This is a genomic window from Solwaraspora sp. WMMB762, assembly GCF_049179115.1.
Taxonomy (GTDB): Bacteria; Actinomycetota; Actinomycetes; order Mycobacteriales; family Micromonosporaceae; genus Micromonospora_E.
The window spans coordinates 2,948,026-2,974,069 of record NZ_JBMHMD010000001.1 but is presented as its reverse complement, the minus strand read 5'-3'; the positions used below and the strand labels follow the sequence as shown (position 1 = coordinate 2,974,069).

General features: G+C 70.0%; 22 protein-coding genes. 18 read left to right on the top strand and 4 right to left on the bottom strand.

Annotated elements, in window-relative coordinates:
- Positions 1-13: 13 nt before the first annotated feature.
- Positions 14-844, bottom strand: a complete 831-nt coding sequence (locus tag ACN27J_RS13160) for a siderophore-interacting protein (RefSeq protein ID WP_421366400.1) — start codon at positions 842-844, stop codon at positions 14-16.
- A gap of 211 nt (positions 845-1,055) precedes the next feature.
- On the opposite strand from ACN27J_RS13160, the gene ACN27J_RS13155 reads away from it, so the two are divergent.
- From ACN27J_RS13155 to ACN27J_RS13115, 9 genes are all read left to right on the top strand, one after another.
- Positions 1,056-2,264: an ABC transporter ATP-binding protein gene (locus tag ACN27J_RS13155; protein WP_421366398.1), complete on the top strand. Its 1,209-nt coding sequence runs from the start codon at positions 1,056-1,058 to the stop codon at positions 2,262-2,264.
- 49 nt (positions 2,265-2,313) lie between these two features.
- Complete coding sequence (locus tag ACN27J_RS13150) at positions 2,314-3,075, top strand: isochorismatase family cysteine hydrolase (protein WP_421366396.1); 762 nt, start codon at positions 2,314-2,316, stop codon at positions 3,073-3,075.
- A gap of 43 nt (positions 3,076-3,118) precedes the next feature.
- Positions 3,119-3,841 carry a cysteine hydrolase family protein gene (locus ACN27J_RS13145; RefSeq protein WP_421366394.1) on the top strand — a complete coding sequence of 241 codons (723 nt, stop codon included), beginning with the start codon at positions 3,119-3,121 and terminating at the stop codon, positions 3,839-3,841.
- The gene (locus tag ACN27J_RS13140; protein ID WP_421366391.1) at positions 3,838-4,959 is read left to right on the top strand and encodes an ABC transporter substrate-binding protein; all 1,122 of its coding nucleotides are present in this window, start codon (positions 3,838-3,840) and stop codon (positions 4,957-4,959) included. Before ACN27J_RS13145 ends, ACN27J_RS13140 begins: the two co-directional genes overlap by 4 nt.
- A 5-nt stretch (positions 4,960-4,964) precedes the next feature.
- Positions 4,965-6,734: an ABC transporter permease gene (locus tag ACN27J_RS13135; RefSeq protein ID WP_421366389.1), complete on the top strand. Its 1,770-nt coding sequence runs from the start codon at positions 4,965-4,967 to the stop codon at positions 6,732-6,734.
- 94 nt (positions 6,735-6,828) lie between these two features.
- On the top strand, positions 6,829-8,019 hold the full coding sequence (locus ACN27J_RS13130; RefSeq protein WP_421366387.1) for a M24 family metallopeptidase: 1,191 nt from the start codon (positions 6,829-6,831) through the stop codon (positions 8,017-8,019).
- A gap of 4 nt (positions 8,020-8,023) precedes the next feature.
- A complete protein-coding gene (locus tag ACN27J_RS13125; protein ID WP_421366384.1) occupies positions 8,024-9,355 on the top strand; it encodes an MFS transporter in 1,332 nt (443 codons plus the stop codon).
- A gap of 116 nt (positions 9,356-9,471) precedes the next feature.
- Positions 9,472-10,161 (top strand): GntR family transcriptional regulator, encoded by a 690-nt coding sequence (locus ACN27J_RS13120; protein WP_421366382.1) that lies wholly within the window; start codon positions 9,472-9,474, stop codon positions 10,159-10,161.
- 76 nt (positions 10,162-10,237) lie between these two features.
- Positions 10,238-11,467, top strand: coding sequence for an MFS transporter (locus tag ACN27J_RS13115; protein WP_421366380.1), 1,230 nt, complete (start codon positions 10,238-10,240; stop codon positions 11,465-11,467).
- Here the strand turns inward: ACN27J_RS13115 and ACN27J_RS13110 are convergent.
- Complete coding sequence (locus ACN27J_RS13110; protein ID WP_421366378.1) at positions 11,464-13,377, bottom strand: hypothetical protein; 1,914 nt, start codon at positions 13,375-13,377, stop codon at positions 11,464-11,466. The two genes, ACN27J_RS13115 and ACN27J_RS13110, sit on opposite strands and share 4 nt — an antisense overlap.
- Positions 13,378-13,383: 6 nt before the next feature.
- Positions 13,384-14,421: a hypothetical protein gene (locus tag ACN27J_RS13105; RefSeq protein WP_421366376.1), complete on the bottom strand. Its 1,038-nt coding sequence runs from the start codon at positions 14,419-14,421 to the stop codon at positions 13,384-13,386.
- Positions 14,422-14,568: 147 nt separating this feature from the next.
- On the opposite strand from ACN27J_RS13105, the gene ACN27J_RS13100 reads away from it, so the two are divergent.
- From ACN27J_RS13100 to ACN27J_RS13070, 7 genes are all read left to right on the top strand, one after another.
- The gene (locus ACN27J_RS13100) at positions 14,569-15,066 is read left to right on the top strand and encodes a WXG100 family type VII secretion target (RefSeq protein ID WP_421366374.1); all 498 of its coding nucleotides are present in this window, start codon (positions 14,569-14,571) and stop codon (positions 15,064-15,066) included.
- A gap of 43 nt (positions 15,067-15,109) precedes the next feature.
- Positions 15,110-15,400 carry a WXG100 family type VII secretion target gene (locus ACN27J_RS13095; protein ID WP_421366372.1) on the top strand — a complete coding sequence of 97 codons (291 nt, stop codon included), beginning with the start codon at positions 15,110-15,112 and terminating at the stop codon, positions 15,398-15,400.
- A gap of 164 nt (positions 15,401-15,564) precedes the next feature.
- Positions 15,565-15,969, top strand: a complete 405-nt coding sequence (locus ACN27J_RS13090; RefSeq protein WP_421366370.1) for a YbaB/EbfC family nucleoid-associated protein — start codon at positions 15,565-15,567, stop codon at positions 15,967-15,969.
- On the top strand, positions 15,962-16,327 hold the full coding sequence (locus tag ACN27J_RS13085) for a hypothetical protein (RefSeq protein WP_278170989.1): 366 nt from the start codon (positions 15,962-15,964) through the stop codon (positions 16,325-16,327). The genes ACN27J_RS13090 and ACN27J_RS13085 overlap by 8 nt, the downstream gene beginning before the upstream one ends.
- A 60-nt stretch (positions 16,328-16,387) precedes the next feature.
- Positions 16,388-21,793, top strand: coding sequence for a zeta toxin family protein (locus ACN27J_RS13080; RefSeq protein ID WP_421366368.1), 5,406 nt, complete (start codon positions 16,388-16,390; stop codon positions 21,791-21,793).
- A gap of 3 nt (positions 21,794-21,796) precedes the next feature.
- Positions 21,797-22,174, top strand: a complete 378-nt coding sequence (locus tag ACN27J_RS13075) for a hypothetical protein (protein WP_421366366.1) — start codon at positions 21,797-21,799, stop codon at positions 22,172-22,174.
- Between the two features lie 88 nt (positions 22,175-22,262).
- Positions 22,263-23,165 carry a hypothetical protein gene (locus ACN27J_RS13070; RefSeq protein WP_421366364.1) on the top strand — a complete coding sequence of 301 codons (903 nt, stop codon included), beginning with the start codon at positions 22,263-22,265 and terminating at the stop codon, positions 23,163-23,165.
- Between the two features lie 197 nt (positions 23,166-23,362).
- On the opposite strand, the gene ACN27J_RS13065 is transcribed toward ACN27J_RS13070, so the two are convergent.
- Positions 23,363-23,785 (bottom strand): hypothetical protein, encoded by a 423-nt coding sequence (locus tag ACN27J_RS13065; protein ID WP_421366363.1) that lies wholly within the window; start codon positions 23,783-23,785, stop codon positions 23,363-23,365.
- 112 nt (positions 23,786-23,897) lie between these two features.
- On the opposite strand from ACN27J_RS13065, the gene ACN27J_RS13060 reads away from it, so the two are divergent.
- Positions 23,898-24,221 carry a hypothetical protein gene (locus ACN27J_RS13060; protein WP_421366361.1) on the top strand — a complete coding sequence of 108 codons (324 nt, stop codon included), beginning with the start codon at positions 23,898-23,900 and terminating at the stop codon, positions 24,219-24,221.
- A 25-nt stretch (positions 24,222-24,246) separates the two neighbouring features.
- Complete coding sequence (locus ACN27J_RS13055) at positions 24,247-26,037, top strand: HNH endonuclease (RefSeq protein WP_421366359.1); 1,791 nt, start codon at positions 24,247-24,249, stop codon at positions 26,035-26,037.
- Positions 26,038-26,044: the final 7 nt, after the last annotated feature.

The following is a 26,044-nucleotide window of genomic DNA, read 5'->3' as shown; positions in this document are numbered from 1 at the left end:
CCGGGTACGACGGTCAGTCGATCCGGCCGACCGGCTCGCGCTTCTCGGCCTGGAACACGTCCTCGGTGCGGCCGCGGGCCCAGTAGCCGGAGATGGAGATCGCCTCGCGGGGGATGCCCCGTGCCTGGAGCACCTTGCGGACAGCCTTGATCGACTCACGCTCGCCGTGGGCGAAGACCTGCACGGCACCGGGAGAGTCCTCGGCGGGCGGCCAGGGCCAGTCCTCCATCGCGCGGGCGAGGAACACGGTGTCGCCGTCGTCGGCGTTGACCAGCCAGTTCACCGTCACCTGGGCGGGGTGTTCGAGGTCGATGATGTCGGCCGGATCGGTGATCTCGAGGTGCGCGACGCCGCGCGCGTGCTCCGGCAGTGCCCGCAGGGACGCGGCGATCGCTGGCAACGCGGACAGGTCCCCGGCGAACACGTGCCAACCGACCGCCGGGTCGGGCGCGTACGCCCCGCCGGGACCCGACAGCACCAGCCGGTCGCCCGGTGTGGCTCGGGCCGCCCATACCGCCGCCACCCCGGCGTCGCCGTGGGTCACGAAGTCGATCGCCAGCCGCCGGGTGGCCTGGTCGAACCAGCGGACCGTGTAGGTACGGGTCACCGGCCGTTGCCCGGCCGGCAGGGTGGTTCGCAGCGCGGCGAGGTCGTAGGGCGGTTCGAGCCCGAGCGTGGGGTCGACGAACAGCAGTTTCACGTACGCGTCGGTATTGCCGTCGCAGTTGAACCCGGCCAGCGACGCACCGGCGAGGACCACCCGTACCAGGTGCGGCGTCAGCCACTCGGTGGACTCGACCGTGAGTACGTGCTGATTCGGTGTTTTCCGCTGTGCCGTAGCCATCCCATGTTCCTCTCCATCGCTACTCCTCCTTAGGTTAGGCGAGCCTACGTCGCGGCGCGCACCGCGCCGATGGAGGTCGGCGCAACCCCCGGGCGACCTCGTCGTGTATCGGCTCCGTCATGACTTGCTAACCGCACCGCAACAGCCAGGGCGACATCGTCGTAACAAGGTCTACCTAATCTCGTCTCTAGTCTATAGAGAAGGGAGTGAGATGACCGCTACGCAGAGTGCGGCCCTCGTTGAGGCGGCCGGCACCCACAACGAGGTGCTGGCGTCGAGTGCCCCTGAACCTGCGCCCATGGTGTCGATCGTCGACCTCCACAAGCAATATCGCACCGCCGACGGCGATGTTCACGCCGTACGGGGGATCAGCTTCGACATCGCCAAAGGCGAGTTCGTCACGCTGCTCGGCCCGAGCGGCTGCGGCAAGACCACCATCCTGCGCTCGGTCGCCGGCCTGGAGACGCCGACCTCCGGCGAGATCGCCATCGGCGGCCGACCCGTCTACTCATCCAACCGTCGGATCCGGCTCACCCCGGCGCAGCGCCAGATCGGCATGGTGTTCCAGTCGTACGCGATCTGGCCGCACATGTCGGTGTTCGACAACGTGGCCTACCCGCTGCGGCGGCGCAAGCTGCGCAAGGCCGAGATCAATGCCCGGACCACCGAGGTACTGGAAATGCTGGGGCTCGACCACGCGGCGCAGCGCCCGGCAACCAAGCTCAGCGGTGGACAGCAGCAGCGCGTCGCGGTGGCCCGCGCCCTGGTGTCCCGTTCCGAACTCATCCTCTTCGACGAACCACTGTCGAACCTCGACGCAAAGCTGCGTAAGGAAGTTCGCCAGGAGATCCGCGACCTGCAGCAGCGGCTCGGCATCACCGTCCTCTACGTCACCCACGACCAGGAAGAGGCGATGGCGGTCTCGGACCGGATCCTGGTGCTGGAGAGCGGCGAGATCAAGGACCAGGGCGCCCCGACGCGGGTCTACTCGCGCCCCGCCGACGTGTTCGCGGCGAACTTCGTCGGCGAAAGCGAGACGCTGCCGGGCACCGTCGTCGACGCCGACGACGATCACTGGCTGGTACAGACCGGTATCGGCCAGCTTCACGTGGCGCGACAGCCACACGACACCGTACGGGTCTCCGAATCCGTCGTGCTCACCGTCCGTCCGGAGCACCTGCAACTGCGGGAGGCGGCCTCGGACACCCCGGTGCCGGCGATCGCCGGGTCGGTGCGCTCGGCGTCCTTCCTCGGCCCGTTCGCCGAACTGGTCGTCGAGCTGGAGTCCGGCCACCTCGTCACCGCCCGGGTGACCGGCGGCGCGGGCGCGGCACTGGGCAGCCGGGTGCACGTGCGGATCGAGCCGCACCACGTGGTGCTGCACCCGGACCGCTCGCCGGCGGGCCACGACATGCAGTGACAAGACGACCAAGACCAGTGCGATGAGCCAGCGACTCAAGGAGAACGAAATGACATACAACCAGGTGCACCCCAAGAGCCACGCCGTCGAGATCATCGACCGCGGCGCGACGCTCAGCAAGCTGAACGACGCCCTGGAGATCGACTTCGCGAAGACCGCCGTCGTGCAGATCGACATGCACGTACGGCAGATCGACAAGGACTGGTCGTCGTTCCCGCAGAACGTGGCCGAGCGGATCCTGCCGAACGCCGCCGCCTTTCTGGACGCCGGCCGGGAACTCGGGCTGCCGGTCATCCACGTCATGGTCTACCAACGGCTCGTCGAGCGCGGCATGCAGCCGCGCACCGCGATCGTGCAGAGCACCGGCCGGCACGGTACGCCGTACGGCCAGGCACCCCGGCCCGGGTACCACCCGGATGCCCCCGAGGGCTACTTCGAGTGGGACGTCATGCCGATCCTCGGCCCCAAGCCGGGTGACTACATCATCAACACCAAGCGGCAGATGACCAGCAGCTTCCTGTCGACCGACGTGGAGCACCTGATCCGGTGCCTCGGCGTCGACACGTTCTTCGTCGTCGGCATCAACACCAACAACTGCGTCTCCAACTTCTCGTTCGACGCCTACAACCGGATGTGGACGCCGATCATCGTCACCGACGCGGTGGGCTCCACCCACGGCAAGGACCTGCACGAGTTCGCGCTGCAGAACTACCCCCGCACCATCGGGCTCGCGATGTCCTCGGCCGAGGCCGTCGAGCGGCTCAGCGCCGCCAAGGCCGCCGCCGCGGACACCGCGATGGCGGGTATCTGACCTGCCCGCCGACTGATCGTCACACCAATCGAGGGGAAGACATATGCTCACCGGACCCACGGTCGACGTTTACGACCGTAAGGAATTTCTTCAGGTCATCAACGACGCCGTTCCGATCGTCCCGGCCCGCTCTGCGGTCGTGACGGTGGAGATGACCAAGCGTCGGCTCACGCCCACCGCGCCGTTCCCGCCCGGCGTACGCGACGAACTGCTCGCCAACACCGAGGAACTGCTCACCCTGGCGCGGGCCAGCGGCACCGCCGTGATCCACGTCCTGTCGGCGCTGCGGCCGGTCGAGACGCAGGCGCGGGCCAACACCCGGGTCGGCCGGGCCTGGGCCGCGATCGGCGAGTCGATGAGCCCGTACGGCCCGGTGCCCGACGAGTCGGTCGACGTGCAGGACGGCACGTTCAAGCCGGACTTCGCGGTCTCGGTCGCCGACAGCGACTACATCATCAAGACCAAGAAGTCGTTGAGCGCCTTCTACCAGACCGACCTGGAGTGGCTCACCAAGGCGCTCGGCGTCGACACGCTGATCCTGGCCGGCGCGAACACCAACGCGGACATCCAGTCCACCGCGTACGACGCGAGCTGCAAGGCGTACAAGGTGATCACCGTCGCGGAGTGCGTCGCCACCTGGTTCGGCGAGGACCTGCAGGAGCTCGGCCTGCAGCAGCTCGGACGTTGCCAGGGCTGGGTGCTGTCGCTGGCGGAGCTGGCCAGCAAGCTCAACTCCGCCCCGGCCGCGACGGAGGTGCCGGCATGAGACGTCGCAACCCGACCTTGCTGAAGGTCACGGCTCCGCTGACGGCGGCCGCGTTCGTGATGGCCGCCTGCGGCGGCGGTGACGACGCCGACGCCGCGACGACGGCGTTGCCGGAGGAGCTCGCGGTGGCCTCGACGGTCGACATGACCGACGAGGAGTACGCCGAGTACATGACGGCGTTGGAGGAGGCGTCGAAAGCGGAGGGTGGCGTACTCAGCTACTACTTCAGCGCTCCCGCCGCCGCCGCGGAGAACCAGATCAACCTGTTCATCGAGGAGTACCCGTGGGTGGAGCTGGAGTACACCTCCGGCGGCACGCTCGAGCTGATCGAGCGCGTCATCACCGAGAACGCGGCCGGGCGCCCCAGCGCGGACGTGCTGCAGGGCGGCCCGCTGGAGGACAACACACTGTGCCGCGACGAAGGGCTCTGCCTGGCGTACGACCCACGGGGTGAGGGTGACCTGCCGGCCGACCGCGCCTACCCGGACTGCGTCTGCTCGGTGGCCGACTTCTTCACGTTCCACATCACCTACAACACGAACAACGTCACCGCAGCCGAGGCCCCACAGTCGTACGAGGACCTCACCGATCCGAAGTGGCGGGGACGGTTCGGTATCAACATCGACCAGCTCGACTGGTTCGCCGGGATGCTGGCCGAGATGGGCGAGCAGGACGGCCTGGCGCTGATGGAGGCGATCGCGGCCAACGAGCCGGTCGTCTACGCCGGGGCCGACGGTCTGGAGAAGCTGTCGGCGGGCGAGTTCGACGTCGCGTTCCCACAGAGCGCGACCCGTACCGTCCGGGACCTGATCGCCGACGGGGCACCGATCGAGATCGTCACCACGCCGGTGACCATCGCCCAGCCGGACATGTACTTCCCGTTGAGGAACGCGCCGCACCCGGCCACCACCCGGCTGTACATGGAGTGGCTGATGAGCGACGACTGGCAGAACAAGGTCGGCGAGGCCGTCGTCAAGGTGCCGATCAAGGAAGGGTCGCCGATCCCCTCGTCGGCCGAGGGCATCCTGGACAGCGAGCTGTTCTTCGAGACCACCGACAACTTCGGTGACTACGACACCCGCGTCGAGCAGCACCAGTCGATCTTTGTGACGGGCTGATCGACATGACCACCCTCGTGGACAGCTGGGCCCGGCTCACCACCGGTCGGGTCACCCGCTTCCCCGCGCTGCGGGGGGTCTTCACCCCCCGCAGCGTGGTCTACGGCCTGGTCCTGATCATTCTGCTGGCACAGGTGGCGCTGCCGATCGCCATCCTGCTGTTCACCAGTTTCAAGGACGCCAGACCCACCGACGCGGACTTCTTCTCGCTCAGCTTCACGTTGGAGAACTTCCGCGACGCGTTCGCCTCCGGCCGGCTGCTCAGCGTCACCTGGACCACGGTGCAGTTCGCTGGCGGATCCACGCTCGTCGCGCTGGCGCTGGGGACGTTCCTGGCCTGGATCGTCGCCCGCACGAACGCACCGTTCCGCAACCTCGTCGGAGTGCTGACCATCGTCCAGATGGCGGTGCCGGGAATCCTCGTCCCGGTCGCCTGGACGTTCCTGGCCAGCCCGAAGATCGGGGCGATCAACGTGGCCTGGCGCAACCTCACCGGCACCGACGGCACCCTGTTCAACGTCTACTCGATGCAGGGTCTGATCCTGGTCAACGGGCTGACCATGGTGCCGATGGTCTACCTGTTCGTGGTCACCGTCTTCTCCTCGATGAACTCCTCGCTGGAGGAGGCCGCCGAGGTGTCGGGCGCCTCGAAGCTGCGTGCGGTACGGGACATCTCGCTCCCGCTCGCGGCGCCCGGCATCGCCGCCGTGGCGATCATGGCCCTGATGCGGGCCTGGGAGGCGTTCGAGATCCCGTGGTTCCTCGGGGTCAACGAGAAGATTTTCACCTACGCCTCGGAGATCTACCTGCGGACCAGTACGCCGCCGAGCAACGTCGGTCTCGTCTCCACCTACGCGGTCTTCATGCTCCTCGGGGCCGTGGTGATGATCTGGTGGTACGACCGCTTCAACCAGGCGGGGGAGCGGTACGCCGTGATCAGCGGCAAGAACTTCTCCTCGGTCCGGATGGACCTCGGCCGGTGGCGGATGCCGGTGACCATCCTCACCTTCGCCGTGCTGACCCTGGTGATCCTGCTGCCGCTGTTCATGCTCCTGTGGATGTCGCTCAACCCGTTCTTCCGGCAGTTCAGCTGGGACGCCGTGACATCGCTGTCACTGGATTCGTACGTGGCTGCCCTGCAGACGCCCAACATCATGCAGGGGTTCGTGAACAGCCTGCTGGTCGGCGTACTGGCGAGCGTCGGGGTGCTGACCCTGTCGACCCTGGCGGCGTGGTTCTCCGCCCGGCGGGTTCCCGGCGGCCGGCTGCTCTACCTGTTGACGTCGGTGCCGATGGCGCTGCCGAACGTCATCGTCGGTGTCAGCTTCCTGTGGATCTTCCTGATCACGCCGTTGCCGATCTACTCGACGCACTGGGCGCTGGTGATCGCGTACATCACCATCATCATCGCGGTGGTGTCCCGCCTGGTCAGTGCACGGATGCTGCAGATCAGCTCCGAGCTGGAGGAGGCCGCGCAGGTGGCCGGGGCGAGCTTCGCGCGGGCGATCTGGACGATCGTCGTGCCCCTGCTGTCGCCGGCGTTGCTGGCCGGCGCGCTCATCACGATGGTGATGAGCTTCCGTGAGCTGCAGACCACTCTCTACCTCGCGGGTCCGCAGACCCGTACCGCGGCGGTCGTCATGTTCGACATGGCCGGCGACGGACAGTTCTCCACCGTGGCGGCGTTCGGCATTGTCACCTTCGCCGTACTGCTGGTGGGTCTGGTCGGCTACAACCGCCTCAACGCCCGGATGGGACTCGAGGGCGGCCTCTGAGGCCGCCCTCGGGCCCCGGGCCCAACACCCTTTGCCGGCCGGCGTCCATCCCGCCGGCCGGCACCCACCCTTCGTAACACCCTAGTGAGGACCCATGACCACCACCGCCGCGCTGCCACTGACCGACCGTGACTATCCCCACTTCACCGCCGCCGAGTTCGACCGTCGCGACGCCGAGATCCGCGCCCGGATGGACGCCCTCGACCTGCAACTCGTCGTCGTCTGCGGCCGGGGCGGGCGGGACCCGAATGTGCTGTACCTCAGCGACTGGTGGTCGACGCGGGAGGCCTGGGTCCTGTTCCCCCGGCACGGCGACCCGACGATGCTGATCCAGCTGTCGAACCATCTGCCGCTGGCCCGGCGGATGTCCCGGTTCCCGGACGTACGCTTCGGCGGCTCGGCACCGACCGGCTCGGTCGACACCACCCCCACCCTCGTCGAATGCCTGCGGGAACGCGGCGTCTCGACCGGCCGGGTCGGCCTGGCCGGAACCGTCACCTGGCGCGAGTACGCCCGGCTCACCGCCGCCTTCCCCGGGGTGGAGTGGGTGGAGTTCGGCGGGCAGCTGGCCGATCAGCGTCAGATCAAGAGCGCCGAGGAGCTGCAGCGGCTGGCCGTCTCGGCGCGGATGTGCGACGCGTCGGCGATGGCGATCGCCGAGCAGGCCCGGCCCGGCATGACCGAGCACGAGCTGGCCCGGATCATCGAGGACAGTTACCTGGCCGACGGCGGGATCAACGGCATTCACTTCATGGTGGCCACCCAGATGGCCGACCCGCGTGGCGGCGTACCGTGCCAGCACCAGTCCGACCGCCGGCTCCAGGTCGGTGACGCGCTCGTCGCGGAGCTCAGCACCAACTACGCCGGCTACTCCGCCCAGGTGCTGCGCAGCTACACCATCGGCGCGGACCCCACCCCGCTCTACGCCCGGCTGCACGACGTCGCGCTCGAGGTGTTCGACGCCGTCAGCTCGGTGATCAAGCCGGGCGCGACGGTGTCCGACATTCTCGACGCGGCGGAGGTCGCCCAGCGACACGGCTACACCATCTACGACGACCTGGTGCACGGCTGCGCACAGCTGCCGGCCATCGTCCGCACCCGCCAGACCTACCGCGGCGAGCCGGAGGGCTTCGTGTACCGGGAGGGCATGTGCCTGGTGGTGCAACCGAACGTGGTGACAGCCGACGGCCTCGCCGGCGTCCAGTACGGCGAGATGTTCGTCGTCACCGCGTCCGGTCTCGAATCGCTGCACTCGGTGCCGCGCGAGTTCTTCCGGTGCGGCTGACCGCGTGACCGCCACCGACAACCAGGGACGCACGCAGCGCAGCGGGGCCGTCCGTCGCCGCCTGGTCATCGACGTCACCCCGCTGCGCGAGTCACCGGACTTCCGGCGGCTCTGGACCGGCCACGCCGTCGCCATCCTGGGTACCCAGATGACCAGGGTCGCCGTGCCGTACCAGGTCTACGTGCTGACCGACTCGACGCTGATGGTCGGTTTGGCGAGCCTGGCGCAGCTCATCCCGCTGATGGTCTGCTCGCTGTTCGGCGGGTCGGTGGCGGACGCCGTCGACCGCCGCAAGCTGCTGGTGGTCACCGAGGGTCTGCTCGCCGTCGTGGTCGGCGGCCTGGCGCTGCTCGCGCTGCTCGACAGCCCGCCGATCTGGGCCATCTTCGTGCTGGTGGCGGTCACGGCCGGACTCTCGGCGCTGGAGAGCCCGGCGCGCAGCGCGGCGGTCGCCGGCCTGGTCCGTCGGCAGATCCTCCCGTCCGCGTTCGCGTTGAACCAGACCCTCACCCAGGTGGGGGCGATCGTCGGCCCGGCCGTCGCCGGCGTGGTCATCGCGGCGCTCGGCCTGTCGACCACGTACGCGCTGAACGTCGTCACGTTCCTGGTGTCCATCACGGTGCTCACCCGGATGCGGCCGATGCCGCCCGCCCACCAGGTGACCAAGCCGGGGCTCAAGTCGGTGATCGAGGGCCTCACCTACCTGCGGAGCAAGCCGGCGGTGATGGGCTGCTTCCTCGCCGACGTGAACGCGATGTTCTTCGGTATGCCTCGTGCGTTGTTCCCGGCGATCGCCCTCGGCCAGCTCGGCGGCGACGCGGTGACCGTCGGCCTGCTGCACGCGGCCCCGGGCGCCGGGGCACTTATCGGGGCCCTCACCTCCGGCTGGGTCGGGTCGGTGACCCGCCACGGGCGTGCCGTGATCATCTCGATCATCGTGTGGGGCCTGGCGATCGCCGGGTTCGGGGTGTCGCACTGGCTGCCGCTGACCATCGCCCTGTTGATGGTGGCCGGTGCCGCCGACGTGGTCTCGGCGGTGTTCCGCCAGACGGTGCTGCAGCTCAGCGTCCCGGACCACCTCCGGGGGCGGCTCTCCGCCGTGCACATCGGGGTGGTCACCGGAGGGCCGCTGCTGGGCGATGCGCGGGCCGGGGCGACGGCGAGTTTCAGCAGTCCGGCGTTTGCGATGGTCTCCGGCGGGCTGGCCTGTGCGGCGGTGATGGGAATCCTCGGCTGGCGGCTGACCGCGCTGCGCCGGTGGACACTCGCCGATGCCGAGACCGTCGCCGATGCGAGTGCCGCAGCCGGTGCCGAACGCCGAGAGGACGGGACCTGACGTGGCGCAACGCACGAGACCCCGCAACCGCGATTGTCTGACGACTCGACTCTGTAGAATCGAGCCATCGGACGGTACGCCGGTGGGTGTACCGCGGGGTGAGGAGAATCGAGGGCATGGCAGTGGTGTCCGACAACCACGAGGCGACGTCCTTCGCCGGCATCTCCGGGACCGTCCACGAACGCGTCCGGGACTGGATGCGCTCGGCGATCGTCGACGGAACGCTCAAGGCCGGGTCGCGGATCGTCCAGACCGAGATCGCGCAGCTGCTGGGCGTCAGCCCCACACCGGTACGCGAGGCGATGCGCGACCTGGCCGCCGAGGGCCTGATCAAGGTGCACGCCAGGAAGGTGGCCACGGTCACCGCCATCGACGCGGACGAGCTGCGCGACATCCGGCAACTGCGGGAAACCCTCGAAGCGCTGGCGGCCCGACTGTGCGCCGAACGGATCACCGAGGCGGAGCTCGCCGAGGCCGAACGGATGCAGGAGGAGATGGAACGCGACCCGGACCTCGGCAAGTACGTCGAGCTGAACCGGACGTTCCACGTGTTCCTGTACAACGCGGCACGGTCGCCGCGTCTCACCCAGATGCTGGTGTCGCTGCGGTCGGCCACCCCGGGCATGCTCTCGGTGGCGTTCACCCGGTCCAAGGAGCGGCGACTCGACGGGCTCGACGAGCACCGGCGCTTCCTGAAGGCCTGCCGCGACCGGGACCTCGACGCGGCGGAGGCAATCTTCCGTACCCACTCGTCTCCTGCCTTCGACGAGATGGCGGCCCTGCTGGAACGCCAGCCGACCGCCTGACGCCCCGGCCGTCCCGGCGGCCGCTGCTCGCACGGATGCCCCAGCCGGCGCGGCCGTACCTCGGCGGAGGCCGGCCGTGAGCGGCGGTGCCGGCCGCCCGGCCCGGACCCCGTTGGCCGCCGCCGTACCCCCGCTGCTGGTGTTCTTCAACCCGCTCACCCAGTTGGCGTACATACCGATCTCGGTTGGCCTGGGGCGCAGTCTCGACCTGAGCCCGGCCCAGATCGGCATCACCATCGGTGCGCACAGCGTGGCCACGGCGGCCGCCGGTGTGCTCACCGGCCCGCTGCTCGACCTCGTTCCGGTCCGCCGGATCCTGCTCCCCGGGATGCTGGTCAACGCCGTCGTGTCGATCCTGCTGTGCCTGTACCAGAACTACGCCGTACTCACCGTCGGACGGCTGCTCACCGGCTTCGCCAGCGGCGCCGTGGCGCTCTGCGGCCAGGCGCTGGTGGCCGACCTGACCCAGGGCGACCCAAAGGCCCGCGACCGGGGCTACTCGATGCTGCAGACGTTCGTCAGCATGGGCGCCGCCTCGGCGCTCGCGCTGGGCGCGTTCGCCGCGTCGCTGCAGCAGCCGGTCATCGTGTTCGCGGTCGGCGCCGGCTACGCGACCGTCCTGCTGGCCGTCGTACTCGTTGCCAGACTGGGCCGGGAACGCCCGCCCGCCACCCATCCGGCCGACGTCCCGTTCGGACAACGGATCCAGCTGACCCTGCGGGCGATCCGCCGGATGCTGGGCGAACGGCGCCGCCGCTGGCTGATCCTGTCCAGCATCGGCATCGGCCTGGTCATGCAGGGCAGCCACTTCGGCATCAGCGTGCTCCTCGACCGGCTACCCGACCTGAGCACACTGGAACGGATCGGCGTGTCGATCCTCATCCCCTGCGGGGTCTTCACCGGCAGCTTCATCAACCGGATGTCGCTGAAACGGATCAGCCGCGAACAGTTGTTCACCCGGCTCTACCTGGTCATCCCGCTCGCGGCGGCCGCATACGCGGCGGTCGCGTTCGCCGGGCTGGATGTGGTGGCCGTCGCGCTGACCCTGGTCCTGCTCGGCACCTGCCTGGGCGCGCTCATGCCGCTGTCCATGGCGATCAGTGTCAACTGGAACCCGGAGCTGCGGGCGACCGCAGCCGCCACCGACGCGCTCTCCCGCAGCGTCGGTCAGACCACCGGTCCGATCGCCGTGGGCGCGCTGGTCGCCGTCGGCGGCGTCAGCACGGTCGGCGTGGTCGTCTTCGGCGCGACCCTGCTCGGGCTGGCCGCCTCCCGCAACATCTTCACCGCCACCAACTCAGCCTAGTTGCCGCCCAGGACGGTGGGGGGTTCGGCGCGGTAGCCGGTGTTCTGCTGCTGCTGTTTGACCACGCCGCCGCCGGGCGTCTCGACGCTGAACGCCTCCTCGTCGGTGACGATCTTCTGGCCGTCCTCGGCGGCGCCGGCACCCGGCACACCGGTTTGCGACACGGAACGCCGCGCCGCCAGTTCTGGCGACACCGTGCCGGGCGCCTGGCGCGCCGCCGCCTCGGTGCTCCGCCCGCGCAACTGGGTAGGCACCTCTTCGAGCCGGGACAAGCCGGCGCCGCGAGCCGGCGGGGTGGGGGCGCCGAGGACCGGCGGGCCGGCGTCGTCGCGCGCGGTCCGCACGCCCGTCCACTCCGAGCCGGGCGGCGGCTGCTGCGACCGGGTGGCACCGGTTCTTCCCCGCTCCGGTCGTCCGGGCCCGGTCGGCTTCTGCTGCGGCGGGGTGGTGCCGGGGCGGTTGAGTACCGGCGGGGCGGCTCCGGGATGCAGCGGCGTACCAGGCTCGTGCGGACCCCCGGCCCGGGCCGGCGGCGTCAGTTCCTCCCGGCTGCCGGGCCGGCGCTGGTTGGGGCGCTGGTTGTTCAGCACCGGCGGCGCGGTGCTGCCCGGTGGCCGGGAGAACGCGTCCTCGGTCTCAACCGGGCCGGGGACCAGTGTGCGGTCCTCCTGGCCGGTGCCCGGCGGCTTGCGGCCGAGCGTACGGCCTGGTGGCTGGGTCATCCCCGGCGGCAGGCCCGGTGCGCCGGTCTTCCCTTGCAGGACGCCCTTCTTGAGCCCGCCCATGCCCGGGGCCGGCGGGAGGGACGGCTGCCCCAGCGGCTTGTTGAGGGCGCTCGGTACGGTGCTCGGGCTCGTCGCGGGTGGCGCGGTGGGCAGGCCCTGGTTGGTGCCGGGCACCGGTGGCGGGACGAAGCCGGGCACGGTGGCGGGGTTCACCGCCGACAGGCCGTCTGGCAAGGCGGGCGGCAGGTCAGGATCGGGTACGGCGCTCGGCGTGGGTTGGTTCTGCGTGCCCAGGGCCGAGGGCGGCGCGGGCGGGTTCTGCGTGAGGTTCAGGATCCGCTGCCTCAGCGGAAGTGTCGGGGGAGCGGTCGGGGTGGTGACCGGCGCCGTGGGCGGCGGGGTGGCCAGCGGGACCGGGGGTGGCGGGACCGCAGGCGGCGCGACCGGGGGCGGGCCGCCGGGGAGCGAGGGGAACGGCGGATGCGGCGGGTTCATCACCGCGTCCATGGGGACGAACAGGGGGCCGTGGCCGCCACCGATCTTGTTCTGCACGTCCCAGTACTGCTCGGCGTACCTCCAGGCGAGCGCCTGCGCCTCCCGGTTGTACTCCTTCTTCTTGTTGTTGACGTCCTCGATCTTCTCTTCCTTGCGCGCGGCGTCCACGTCCCAGCGCCAGACCTGCCACGCCACCTCGAAACGCGTGCCCCAGTCGAGCTGCGCCGCCTCCCTGATCGCGCCCTCGTACTCCTGCCAGAGATCTTCCATCTCCCTGCGGGACTCCCGTGCGATGTGGACGAGCGAGCGGAGTGCCGTGACGTTGTTCAGCGCGCTGTCCATCCACTCGTCGAGATAGGCGAGGGTTTCACCCGGGCCGCGCTTCATGAACGCGTCGCGGGCCTCGCCGTTCGTCCACTTCTCCTGGTAGAGCAGGTCGCTCTGCTCGAAGAGCAGGTTCTTGATGTGGGACATCAGGCTGTACGCGTTCATCCACTGATCGGCCAACGCGGCGATGTCCTCCGGGTGCTGGCCCATGATCTGCTGGCGGATGACGTCGATGGTCTTCGGGTTGTCCTCGCTCGCCGGCATGGTGAAGTCGACCTCTGTCGGCTCGGGCCTCACGTAGTGCGTGCCTTCGCCGTTCGGACCGGAGAAGTAGTACGCCTGGGCGCCCCAGTATTCAGCCATGGCTGCCTACCATCCTTCGCCGCTCTGAATGCGCTCGATCGCCTCGTTGGCCGGGTCGTCGGGTGTGCCAGTGCCGCCCTCGGTCTGCTCGCCGATCGTGACGACGTGGCTCTCCTCGCCCTCGGCGTCCTCCCTGGTCGTGGTCTGCGAGCCGTCGGGGTTGGTCACCGTCTCGGTCGAACTCGTGGTGTTGCCGTCAGCGTCCTGGTTGACCGTACTCTGGGAGGACACCTCCCCGCCCTCGTACGCCGTGCGTTCCTCGGTGGTGCTGCCGTCCGGGTTCGTGGTCCGCTTCACGACCGTGTTGCCGCTCAGGTACGTCAACGTGGTCGTGCTGCTGGAGCTGAGCTGGGTGCCGTTCGCCGCGTAGACCGTTGTCGTGGTGACCGTCTGCGAGCTGCCCGGAACGGTGAACGTCCGGATCTCCATCCGCTGGCCGTTGGGGCCGGTAGCCGTCCGGGTGACGCTGCCGTCCGGGTTCGTGGTCCGGCCGGCATCTGTCCACAAGGGGCTCGTGGCCGGCGGCGCGGCGGTGTCGCCGTTGTCCAGGCTGTCGAAGTAGGCGTCCCAGTACGTGGTGCCCTCGATCATCGGGGGCAGCCCGGACGGCCGCTCGGTGCCCGAGACACCGAATGCGAACTCGATCGCGTTGAGGTCGGCGGCGGACCAGCCATCGGTGCCGCCGTAGGAGTCGGCGACGGTCTGCGCGGCTGACCCGACGTTCATCAGCGCCGTGGCCAGGTGGCTGAGGTAGACCTGCAGTTCGTTGTAGTTGTTGAGCATCCTCGTCATGGTGTAGGCGCCCTCGGGCAGGACGATGCCCTCCCACGCCTTGCCCGGCAGCGAGGCGAGCAGCGAGAGGCTGCCGATGTTGTCCAGCAGGTGTCTCTGGATGTCGACCACGTGCTGCGCGTACTCGGCCATGCCGTCGAGGTCGACGTCGATGTCGGCCCGGCCGTCACTCCAGTCGAACCTCAGGTTCTCGCTCGTCTCGTTCTCGTACGGATTGTCCCAGCCCTCGTACGGCAGCTCCTCGTCCGGCACCAGCCCTCCCCGTCGGTTCCGGCAGACGCGCGGTCCACCACACTCCCCGGTGTTGTCCCCGAACCGAGCGTAGCCGGGCGCCGCACGTGGGGATACCGGTTAGCGCACGTCGGCGCGAGACGTGGTAATAGCCTGCATAACAGGCAAATGCCCCGCCCTCGACCTGGCCTGAGTGGACAAGTGGCGCTACCCTCGGTTACGGAGACAGGGCCATGGGTCTCGTGTGTCCTGTGGGGAGGCTCTCCTGAAGCGGGGGGCGGGACAGAGGAGCGGGGTGAACGCACCTTGACAGGTACTCCAGGCGTTGGCCAGGTACACGCCACGCAGGAACAGCTCAACGCAATGGCGCAGCGGTGTCAGGACACCGGGGAGACGCTGGCCACCGGCATGGCGCAGTTGCTCGACCGGATCCAGTCGCTCAGTGGTGGCGGCATGAGCGGTGCCGCCAACAACGCGCTCCAGGGGGTGTCGGCTGACCTCAACTCGGGTCTCACGACGATCCTGAACGCGCTGGACGAGCTCTCCGGCAAGATCAGCAATGCCTCGTCGCAGTACGGCGTGAACGACGAGGACGCCGCGAACGAAATCCGTGCCGCCGCTGAGGCGACCGGCAACAGCACCGTCATCAACGCGCTGCGCGGCTGACCGTCGTTGTTCCACCCGTCGAGAGCCGAAAGGCGATAGATCCATGGGTCAACCCATTACCTACAACTTCGGCCAGATCGCCGACGTGGCGACAGCCATCGGCACCTACCAGGGCAATATGGACCGTATGCTGGGCGAGTTGTACCAGTCCTTCACCCAGCTCTTCGCAAACGACTGGTCGGGCGCCGCGGGTCAGGCGTGCGACGAGGCCCGGATCAAGTGGAACCAGGGTGCGGACGAGATCAAGGAGGCGCTCATGCGCCTCGGCACCACGGTGGGTGCTTCGGCTGAGCGCATGCAGCAGGTCGACAACCAGCTCTCGGCCGGCTTCTGAACGAATCGGCCGGCTCCTGAACGAAGAAGCGCACGCGGGTCGGCATCCCGGCGACGTACCCGGGCGTCCGGGGTGATCGCCGGGATGACGGCTGCGCCGGGTACTGCCAGTACCCGCTATCCTTCTGGGTACCGCTGTCGTGGCTGTCGGGGGAGGTTGCTGCGGTGGAGCGTCCTGACTGGAATTCATTGAGCGGCATCATCGGCGATTTGAAGCGTGCCACTGCCGAGTTGCCCGATCTACACAAGAAAATGTTGAAAGTCACCGGCACCGCCTGGTCCGACGACCGCATGATCAAGGCAGTGGTCGGCCCGCGTGGGCACCTGCTCGAACTCGACATCGATCCGCGTGTCTTCCGTAAGCCCAACTCCAAGGCGCTGTCTGCCGCGATCGTGCAGACCGTGCGGCTCGCTGTCGAGGACGCGACGCGGCAAAGTGCCGAGATCATCGACGAAACCCTGCCGAGTGACCTGCGTTCGGGCCGGCTCGCCGATGGCCTCGACATCACCAAGCTCGTACGCAGCCACGACGCCGATGTACGGCTGAAGGAGGACGAGGACCGTGGGTAGCTTCGTCGAGATCAAGACGAGCATCGGCGACATCGTCGGCATCGCCAACCGGCTCAGCGATCGGGGCGGCACCCTGAGAGACGACATGCAGGGCGCAACCGATCGGGTCACCGAGTTGGAGAACCACGAGGAGTGCCTGCCGCCCGACAAGTTCACCGAGCCGTTCCTGGCCAACTACCACCAGGCCGTCGACAACGGCGACGGCGAAACGATCCCCGCCAACCAGGCGATGAAGCAGAGCGCCATCGGGCTCGGCCAGGCGCTGCAGGACCTGGGGGAAAAGGTCTCCACCGCGATGTGGAGCTACGCCGGCACCGACGACGACAACGCCACGGACATCAGGCAGACGGGCACCTGATCCGGCGTCACAGTCGACCACGCCGGGCTCGCCGACGGCGGTGAGCAGGGAAGGTGGCGGGTGAGCGACCACGTCCTCTCCGACATCCTGGACTGGTTCTGGGAGATAGAGGAGTGGATTCCGGGGATCCACAGCACCGTTGGTGAGATCATCTTCGGGCCTATCCCGCTGTCGGACGGGGCGCGCCTCTACGACCTGGCCGAGGCCTGGGGCGAGGTCGCGAACGGACTCGCCGAGGCGTACGAGGAGGTGCGCCCCGCCGCCGACAGCATCATCGAGGCGTGGAGCGGCGACGCCGCGGCCATGCAGTTCGCCCAGCAGTGGATGAGCTACCTGGAGGCGTTGCGGACGACCGCCGACAGCGTCTCCTCGATGCAGCAGGGCGTGCAGGGCCTCGCGCTCCAGGTCGAGATGATGAAGTTCATGGCAGTGATCAACCTGATCATGCTGGCCGTCTCGCTCTACATCATCATCGCCGCCCTGATCCCCAGCGCCGGCACATCGATGGGCGGGGTGCCGCCCGCCCTCGCGGCGTGCCGGACCGCGATGTGGGCAGCCGTCCGCAAGATCGTTCAGGCGATCACCGGCATCACGTTCCGTACCGCCCTCAAAGGGCTGGGCCAGTTCGCGACCCGGGCACTGCCCGCTGCCGTGCGGGCGGCACCCAGGGTGCTGCCAACCGTGGTAAGGGCCGTGCCCCGGGCTGCCACCACCACCGGCCGGGGCCTCGGCACCGTGGCCAGGAACACGTTCACCCGGCTTACCCCGCGCAACGTCGTCGCGCGTACCGTCGCCGACCGGCTGGCCGGTCAGGCCATGAACCGTGCCGCCCGCACGGCGCTGCGTAACCAACTAGGCCGCGGTCTGGGCAGCCGGGCCGCGGCCAACGCCGCGCGTTCACAGGTGGCCCGCGAACTGCAGCAGCAAATTCTTGTCAGCTGGGGCGCGCGGACCGCAGCGCAGGCGGCGGGCCGGACGGCGGCCAACTCGGCGGCTCGCTACGCCGGCAACCAGATGCTGGAGCGCGCCGTCCAGCAGGGACTCGCCCGGGCGGCGACCGAAGCCACTGAGGTGGCATTCCGCAGAGAGTTGGCCAAGTACCTCGGCATCCGGGTGGCCTTCGGCGCCGGCTTCCTCGGCGGCGGCGACCTGCTCGGCCAGGGCCTGCAGGTGCTCGACGGCAACCGCAGCGGCATCGACATGACACAGACAGCGGTCACGGCGGCGCAGGGCGCGGCCTTCGGCCTCGGCATGTGGGGCGGGCTCGGCGGCCACATCCTCGGCGGCGCCGCCGCCGGCGGCATGGTCGGCTTGGGCACCGCGATGGCCAGCGAGGAAGGCTTTGACTGGAGGGATCCCGACGACTGGGCGAAGGTCGGGCACGAGGCCGCGAAAGGTGGCATGGCCGGTGCCATCTTCGGGGCCCAGAACAACCTGGAGATGGTACGCGTCAACGCGCCTTCGCGGATCGGCGGCGCCGACATCCGCACCTTGCCCGACTCACTTGCCGCCGGGAGCCGGACATCCGGTGGCCTGCCCGGCGGTCTCGCCGGCGTGCGCAGCGGTGAGGGCTTCGCCCCAGGGCTCGGTGACGGCGTCGGGAGCCTGCCGGACGGCGACGGGATCGGCCTTCGGCGCGACGGCGAGTCCGCGCCGCGCGCACCGGAAGCCGAGACGCCACGCGGGGTCGTGGCGCCGGCGCTGCCCGTCGTAGACGCGTTGACGCGCGGCGAGGCGCTGCCCGCCCGGGGCGGGGACGGCGGCGCGGGGCCGGGCCCGCGCCAGCCTGCCACACCCGCTCCCAGCGGCGGTTCGTCGCCGCGCGCGGCCGATCAGGTCCGCGACGAGGGGGGCGCCAGGCCGGGTACCATCGAGCGGACGCCGGTGCCGGTCGAGCCGCTACGGGTCGGCGACGACGCGCCGCCGCCGCGCGACCCGGATGCGCCGGGGCGGGGCGGCGACGAGTTCGTCCCGGAACGGGACCACGAGGGCTATTTTCCAGATCGCACCGGAGAAGACCTGGAGATTTTTAGGGGACGGGAGAACCTAGGTGGCGATCCTGCTCGATTTTCAGAAGACCAGGGAAGACAGTCGGGAGGTCGAATATATTCTCGGGATCCCGGAGAAGATGGACCGCCGGTTGGTGATCGAGAAGGCGTCGGAACAGGGGAGGCCACTGGACGGGGACCGGAACCACCAGTTCTCGGCCGTGTTCGTGAAGATTCTGCGCTATCACAAGGCGCAGAACAGGTGGCCGGCGAAGGGCTCGTACGCGGCGTAGCGGGCGAGCAGGTCCCCTACCGGCTGGTGCCGGTCGAGCCGGTGCCCACGACCCGGGTCGCCGAGGTGCCCGACGCGGTGGCCGCCGTGATCGACCAGCACGTCACCGGCCTGCTCGACGGGCGCAACGTGGACGTGGTAGACCAGCCGCACCGGGCCATGTGGAATCCGGAGTCGGGCACGCTAACCGTGCGTTACCCGGACGGATTGGAAGCCCGCGTCGTACTCCAGGTCAACTCGTCGCTGCCGCCCGGCCATCCCATGGTGCTGCGCCCGACGATGGAGTTCGTGCACGGTGCCTGGCGGCAGGCCGACGCCGCCGGTGTGATCCTGCCCGCGCACGCCCCAGCGGATCCGATGGCCCGGGCCGGCCTCGTCCAGCGGGAACTGGGCAACGCGTGGAGCACCCTGCACAACGAGTTGCGTGACCTGTCCGACCTGCGCCCACCCGCCGACGGGCCGTCGCGCCAGGACGGCACGCTGGCCGGGCTGGAGGAAGGTGGCCCGGATGCGCCGGTGCTCGGGCCCGAACGGGTGACCTTCCTGGACACCACACCGGCGGTGCCGCTCGAGCCCTCGCCGCTGGCGCCCGAGGCGGTCCAGCGGATGCTCGCCGACCCGATGCTTGCCGAGCCGGTCGTCGGCTGGGTGCGCGACAACCTGGCCGTACGCACCGCGGACGGGACCTACCTGCCCCGGTCGGCGGACGAGATCGCCGCAGCGATCGCCCAGCTCCAAGCCGAGGCGGCCCGCGCTGTCGGTGGCCCCGAGCCCGCCACGCCGCGCGACATCACCGCCTCCCGCGTCGAAAGATCCCAGTTCCACGGGTACGGGCGCCCGGACGCCGATCCAGCGGCCGTGTTGCGCGTCGGGCAGGAGGCGCTGGACGGCGCTGTCAACCGGCTACCGGGCGACGCGCCGCTTCGTGGCCTCCGCCTCGGCCTGACCGCCGTCCCCGCCGACAGCCTGCCGCAGCGGGCGGTGGCGCGTTCGGTGCCGGTCGACGACCTCGGCAACGACCTGCCCCGCGGCACCGTCCCGTCCGACGGGGGTGGCTACCGTATCGAGGTCTCGGACCGGGCCTCCGAACCCGCGATCCGCCGCGGGATGGCACACGAGGTCTCCGAACTCTCTGCGACCCTGCACCGCGCGGCCGAAGGGCTGGACCGGACCTCGTCGGACGTGCTGCGGCCGGGCGAGTTCATCGACGGCTCACAGCTCAGCCCGCACGACGTGGGCCGGTTGGCCGAGATCGAAGAACTGGCCCGGATCCTCTCCGACCCCCGCCACGCCGGCTACGCACACGCCGAGATCGGCGCACTCCGCGAACACCTCGGCCTGCGCCCGGAAGATCCGGGCGCGGCGGGCCGGCGCGGGATGGTCGACCCGAACCTGAGCCCGGAGGCCCGTGCCGCGCTGGACAACATGGGGCCACCGCGCGACGGGGCGGAGCCGTACAAGCTCTCGGAGGCGGAGAACGAGCGGATCTTCCGAGATCTGATCGTGCCGGAACGCCTGGCGGGCAGGACCTCGCAGGAACAGCCGGTGGTGGTCTTCGTCGGCGGGCAGACCGGCGCCGGCAAGACCGCGATCACCAACATGATCAAGAACGCGCTGGCCACGCGAGGCGAGTACATCAACGTCAACATGGACTACTACAACCCCCACCATCCCGCGATGGAGCGGCTCCAGGCGGCCGACGAGACGACAGCCAGCGCGTACGTACGCCCGGACGGCGACGTCTGGTGGGACAAGGCACAGAACTACGCGATCGCGAACCGCAACGACGTGGTGCTGGAGACCGCGATGCGTACCCCGGCCGAGTTCGAGTCGATCGCGGCGAAGTTCAAGGCGGCCGGCTACCGCGTCGAGACGGCGATCGTCGCGGTGCCGGAGGCGAGCAGCCGACTGGGCGTACTGGATCGCTACTGGAGCGAGTTCACCGAGCGCGGCGTTGGCCGGTACGTGGAGCAGGCCAGCCACGACGCGACGTACAACGGTGTGATCCGAGCGGCGAGGGCGCTGGACGCGACACACCTGTCGGACCAGGTGTTCGTCTTCCGCCGGGGCGGTGAGCAGCTCTACAGCAACCACCTCACACCGGAGGGCCAGTGGGCGCGGCCCCCGGCCACAGCCGAGGCGGTGCAGGCCGAGCGTACCCGCACCTGGACGGCGACCGAGGAGCAGTGGTTCATCGACACCGTCGAGCGGCTGCGCGGCGAGATCGCCTCCCGCTACCGGGCCGAGGTCGACCAGATCGCCGAGCTGGGCCGGCCGCTCTCGCCGACGATGCAGGCCGCCGAGACCCCGCAACCGGCGCTTCCGGCCGCGCCAGAAGGGGGCACGCCCGCGCGCGCCGAAGTTCCGCCGCCCGAGACCGGCCCGCCGCCGGAGACCGCTCCGCCGCAGGAGGCCGGGCGGCCGGCCGATTCGACCCCGGCCGCCGCCGATCCCACCTCCGTGCTCGTCGGTCCGGCGCACGGGCCCGGGGACCCCACTCCGGCGGTGAGGGATCCCGCGCAGGTGCCGCCGACCGACCCGGGATCGGCGACACCCGGCTCCGCCGACGTGGTCAACGCGTTGCGCGGCGAGCAGTCCAGTGACTATCTCCCGTTCGACCGCAGTGACCTTGACCCCAATCCCCGGCCCGACGAGACGCCCGAGCAGGCGGCCGATCGCGTGGAGACGGCCGAGGCCGCGATGATCTACAACGATCTCGGCCCCGAGCCGCCGCGCATCAACCTGGCCGAACACGACGCGACGTACGGGGCCCACGGCGCGCACACCGTCGAGCGGCACGACTCCACCGTGCCGCTGCACCGGGATCCCACCACGCGGACGATCGAGGGCCGCATCTACGGCGACCCGCCGTGGCCGGGCCGGGAGAACTTCTCGTACCGGTGGCTCGGCCCATCGACGATGAACCGCACGATCAACGAATACCTCCAGCAGAACTGGGCGGCCATTCGCGAAGATCTCGCCCTGAACCGCTACCACAAGAATGTTATAAACATGGGTCGCGCCATCGGCGAGGGCTTCTACAACCGCACGGGGTACCAGCCCGGGCAGCCGGTCGCGCGATACCATGTCACGAGCATGATGAGCATAACGCTCCGTATGGTGCCGGGCAGCGATCCCGCACAGTTCTTCATCATTACCGTGTTCCCGACCGGTAGGGGGTTCTAGACCGTGGACATCTCGCGTCTGCCGGAGCCCTTGCGTAGGCGGGCCGAGGAGCTCGAGCGCCTGCCAACGGTGGAAAAGGTGCGAAGCTTCCTTGGCGCCTTTGTCGCCGACATGGTGTCCCTGGACGAGGTCCAGGCTGGCATGCGACAGGTCGCGGCGTCCGGCACCTTTGGGCTGAAGCGCGAGATGCGCGCACTTGACCAGCTCCTCGTCGAGCCGCAGCCGCCGGGAGTGCTGGCCGAGCTGGTGGCGTGGGACGCCAACTGGGTGTTGGACGACCCATCCGACGTGGGGGCGGCGGCGTTCCTGCGGCAGATCGCGGCCATGCTGCGCGATGTGCTGGCGGAGGCCGAGCAGCGGCGTCGAGATGACCGGGCATAGTGGGTGCCTCGGCCCTGGAGTGCGCGAGCTTCGCCGACGCGTCGGCCCGGTGGTGCCGGCACCATCGAGGTGGGCGAGAGGAGACACAGTGACCGACGACGACGGGATCCTCAACAAGGTACGGCCGCACGGCTTTACCCCCGAAGAGGTGCGCGACTTCGAGATCGCCATCGACCGGATCAACAGGGTCATCGCCGTCTACTCCGCACAGTACCACGAGCGGCGCGACGATCCCGTCGCGGTGACACTGCTCCGCGCCGAGATAAGCCGGTGGGTGCGGATGCAGGAGAGCCTGAGCCCGGGCGATCAGGAGCGCGTGGCGGCGATCCGCCGCGAGGGTGAAGCGATCATCCGGGAGGCGCGCGGGCGCTCGGCGCCGTGGCACCCTGGCGAGTCGAGGCGACGGCCGTTGGGGGACGACATACCGTCCGAGCTGGCCGCGCGGCCACCGCTGGCCCGCTCCAGCCTGGAGGCCCACCTCTACATGGACCTGCACCCGTGCGCGTGCGGGGAGACCCGGTTCGATCGGGCCAGCGTCGTGGAGGAGTTGCCCGGCGGCGACCTTGCCCGGCGGTACACGGGCCGGTGCCCCAGCTGCGGCGCCGAGCGCGAGTTCGTGTTCAGCCTGCCGCAGGAGCCGCAAGACCTGGAGACCGGCGAGATCCGGTACGGCGACGCGGAGCCGTCCGAGCTGCTCGATGCCGGCGAGTGGCTCTGGGTCGCCGACTCGTACGCCCGGTTGGTGCCGCCGCAGCCCCATCGGTTGCCCGAGCCCGACCGCCGGCGCGCCCGCACCCTGCTGGCCAGCGCAGCGGCCGCAATCGACGAGGTGCTCAAGCTGATCCCGCCGGGCGACGACCGGGTGCCGCAGGGTGCCGTCCGCAGCCGGGTCGGCGCGCCGGTATACCTGCGCGAGCCCGGCCGGTTCCGGGCCCCACGGCTGATCGCGGTGCGCGACGCGTACCAGTCGGCGCTGCGACTGTTCGGCTGAGGGGCGGATAGGGTGCGATGATCAACACAGTGGGGCTGCGACGGCACGTGTTCCAGCCGGGTGAGGACGTGGCGAAGCGGTTTGCCGAGCCGCTTCGGCCGGCCAGCCGGCCTCCTGGGTGCGTGAGCCGGTAGCGCAGCGGCTCACCCTGCCGTCGTCCTAGCCGGACGTGTCCCCGCTGGCCAGCGCGTCGGGCATCAGCCCACGCCGGGTGTCGGGCCGGTCTCGGTCAGCCGGACCGCGCAGGACGGGTTCTGACCGGTGTGTTCCACCAGAAGCTTGCCGTCGATGTGGATCTGGCAGCGGATCTTCGACAGCAACGGGTTCGGGTGCGTACCCGGCACCTCGGTGTCGAAGCGGAAGGAGCCGTTGAGGCGGACCCACTCGACGTCCGGATGGCGCACGGTGACCTCGTGCGTCCAGGACGCGCCGAACTCCGTGACTCCCGTTTCGAACCCCGTGTCCTGGGTGTAGTAGGCGGAGATGTCGGCAAATGCTCGGTCGCCCACCATGTTGAGGTCGTAGCGGACCTGGTAGGACACCGGATCCGGGCCACCGCAGCCCGAGACCGCCAGCACGAAGGCGGTCACCACGGCGGCCGGGAAGGCGAGGCGTCGCATTCCTCGGAGCCTATGCCATCCCACCCGGGTCACGGGCTGGCCACCTATTCTGTCAGAGGTGTACGTCAATGCGGGGTGGACCGGTTGGGGTGTGATCATCGTACCGATTTGGGTGCTGTCCGTGTGTGGCGGGCCGTACCTGGCGGTGCGGCTGCTGTACGACCTGGCCGTGCAGGGTGACGGCGGCATCGACCATAGTGGTGTTCCGCTCGGCGGCCTGGCGGTCGGCCTGCTCGCCGGCGGCGCGGTCAGCTACCTGCTCGGGCTGGCGCTGAACCGGCGCCGGGGGCCCGGCGGCGGCTGGATCCGGACCGCGCGGCACGCGTTCGCCGACATCCCGGTGGAGAACGTGGGCCGGCACACGTTCGTCGTCGGCGCGCTGCTGTGGCACCGCCGCGCGAAGGTTCGCGCCGCCGGCCGGGCGCGCGCTCAGTAGGCTCGAACCCGGGGAGGTGTCCGAGATGACCCAACCGGCGCTGCCGCCCATTCCGGGCGCGCGGCACGCGTTCCGGGTGGTTCACGCCGGATCGCCGATGCTGCGGATCCGGTACCGGCGCGGCGTGGCGTTCGGGCCGCACGGCTTCCCGGACTGGACGCCGTACGCCCGGGCCCTGGTCGAGCTGCCGCCGGCCCCGTCCGACTTCGGCATGGACGAGGCGCGCGTGCTGAACGTGCTGACCGCCAACGAGACGATGACCCGCACCGGTGATCAACTATGGGCGGCGGGCACCGGCACGCCGGTTGGCTGGACCTGGGCACACCTGGCCGGCACGCGGCGACTCGCGCTGGTGCCGATCGAGTTGCACGGCGCCGCCCGGCACCTCGGCGGGGTCAGCACCGGGGCCGCCGACCGCAGCCGGCGCGGGCTGCCCGTCGAGAACGGACCGCCGCCGCCGATCCACTTCGCCGCGCGCCTGTCACCCGAGGCGGTGGGCAAGGTGGAGGAGCACCTGGGGTACGCGCTGCCGCCCGCGTACCGTGATTTTCTGGTGCGCACGAACGGCGGCCGACCGGCGTGGCCGGCCGTCCACCCGCGCTTCGGGTTCGTGGTCGACCAACCGTTCTTCGGCGTCGCCCGGCAGGACTGGCTGCAGGACCTGGTCTACGCCAACGCGTGGTTCGGCGACCGGCTCACCGCCGAGTTTCTCGCGGTCGGGTACGTGCAGGGCGGCCTGATCGCGGTCCGGGTGCGCGGCGGCGACGAGGGCTCCGTCTGGTACTGGGACGACGACGATCCCCGCGACACGGACGCGTACGGCGCGGCTGACGTGGCGGACCGGCTGCTGCACCGGTGCGCCGATGGTTTCGCCGACTTCTGGCGTGCGCTGCGCGAGGTCCCCCCCGTCGCTGCGGGCGATCGCCGAGCGAGGCGCGGCCGGCGGTCGCGCGCGGCCGGTGTGGGACGAACGGATGGGTGCCGACCTGCCCACCGCCCGACGAGCGCCGGAGGTCCTGCCATGACACAGTCGTGGGAGCCCGCGAACGAGACCGAGCGGGCGATGGTCCGCGCCCTGCTGGACGGCGACCGCCAGGACTTCTTCCGCATCCTGGCGTTCAGCGACCTCTACCTGCCGCAGCGCACCACCGACCGGGGCGGGCCGCAGCGACTGATGACCATGCAACTGTTCGGGCAGACGTTCCTGCCGGTGTTCACCTCGGTCGAGGGCATGGCGGCGCAGGTGGGCGGTGCCGCCGACGGGTACGCGGTGACAAACTGCGCCGAGCTGCGGCGCAAGTGGCCCAACCCGCAGTGGCGGCTCGCCGTAAACGTCGGCTCGCCGATCGACATGTACCTGCCGATCGAGTCGGTGCAGGCGGCCGCGCTCGGAGAGATCGTGGTCCCGACCGTGTCAGAGGTGGTGGCCGAGGCCGAACAGGCGCCGGCGGAGGGCGACGTCGACCCCGACGGTTACATCCAGGCCCTGCTCGACACGGTGGTGCTGCTGCCGACCCTGGGCGAGGTGCCGGACGCGAACCAGATCCTGGCGGACGGCTTCCCCTGGCGGCCGGTCGGCACGGAAGAGGCGCCGTTCATCGAGGTCTTCACGTCCGAGGAGACGTTCGCCGAGGCGTACCCTGAGCCGGTGCCCGCCGTGACCGTGGCGTTTCCGTTCGTGCTGTCCCTGTGGCCGGAGGGGCACAATCTGGCGGTCGACCCGCGTACCGCGCAGGAGTTGACGGTGCCGAGCGAGCACGTACAGATGCTCCTGCTGCTCGGCGCACCTGAAGACGCGGAGGAGGACGAGCGGTGAAGGCCTC

Coding starts and splice junctions, on each gene's coding strand:
- ACN27J_RS13160 (WP_421366400.1), bottom strand. CDS start 844: ATGGCTACGGCACAGCGGAAAACACCGAATCAGCACGTACTCACGGTC.
- ACN27J_RS13155 (WP_421366398.1), top strand. CDS start 1,056: ATGACCGCTACGCAGAGTGCGGCCCTCGTTGAGGCGGCCGGCACCCAC.
- ACN27J_RS13150 (WP_421366396.1), top strand. CDS start 2,314: ATGACATACAACCAGGTGCACCCCAAGAGCCACGCCGTCGAGATCATC.
- ACN27J_RS13145 (WP_421366394.1), top strand. CDS start 3,119: ATGCTCACCGGACCCACGGTCGACGTTTACGACCGTAAGGAATTTCTT.
- ACN27J_RS13140 (WP_421366391.1), top strand. CDS start 3,838: ATGAGACGTCGCAACCCGACCTTGCTGAAGGTCACGGCTCCGCTGACG.
- ACN27J_RS13135 (WP_421366389.1), top strand. CDS start 4,965: ATGACCACCCTCGTGGACAGCTGGGCCCGGCTCACCACCGGTCGGGTC.
- ACN27J_RS13130 (WP_421366387.1), top strand. CDS start 6,829: ATGACCACCACCGCCGCGCTGCCACTGACCGACCGTGACTATCCCCAC.
- ACN27J_RS13120 (WP_421366382.1), top strand. CDS start 9,472: ATGGCAGTGGTGTCCGACAACCACGAGGCGACGTCCTTCGCCGGCATC.
- ACN27J_RS13110 (WP_421366378.1), bottom strand. CDS start 13,377: ATGGCTGAATACTGGGGCGCCCAGGCGTACTACTTCTCCGGTCCGAAC.
- ACN27J_RS13100 (WP_421366374.1), top strand. CDS start 14,569: ATGCCCCGCCCTCGACCTGGCCTGAGTGGACAAGTGGCGCTACCCTCG.
- ACN27J_RS13095 (WP_421366372.1), top strand. CDS start 15,110: ATGGGTCAACCCATTACCTACAACTTCGGCCAGATCGCCGACGTGGCG.
- ACN27J_RS13065 (WP_421366363.1), bottom strand. CDS start 23,785: ATGCGACGCCTCGCCTTCCCGGCCGCCGTGGTGACCGCCTTCGTGCTG.
- ACN27J_RS13055 (WP_421366359.1), top strand. CDS start 24,247: ATGACCCAACCGGCGCTGCCGCCCATTCCGGGCGCGCGGCACGCGTTC.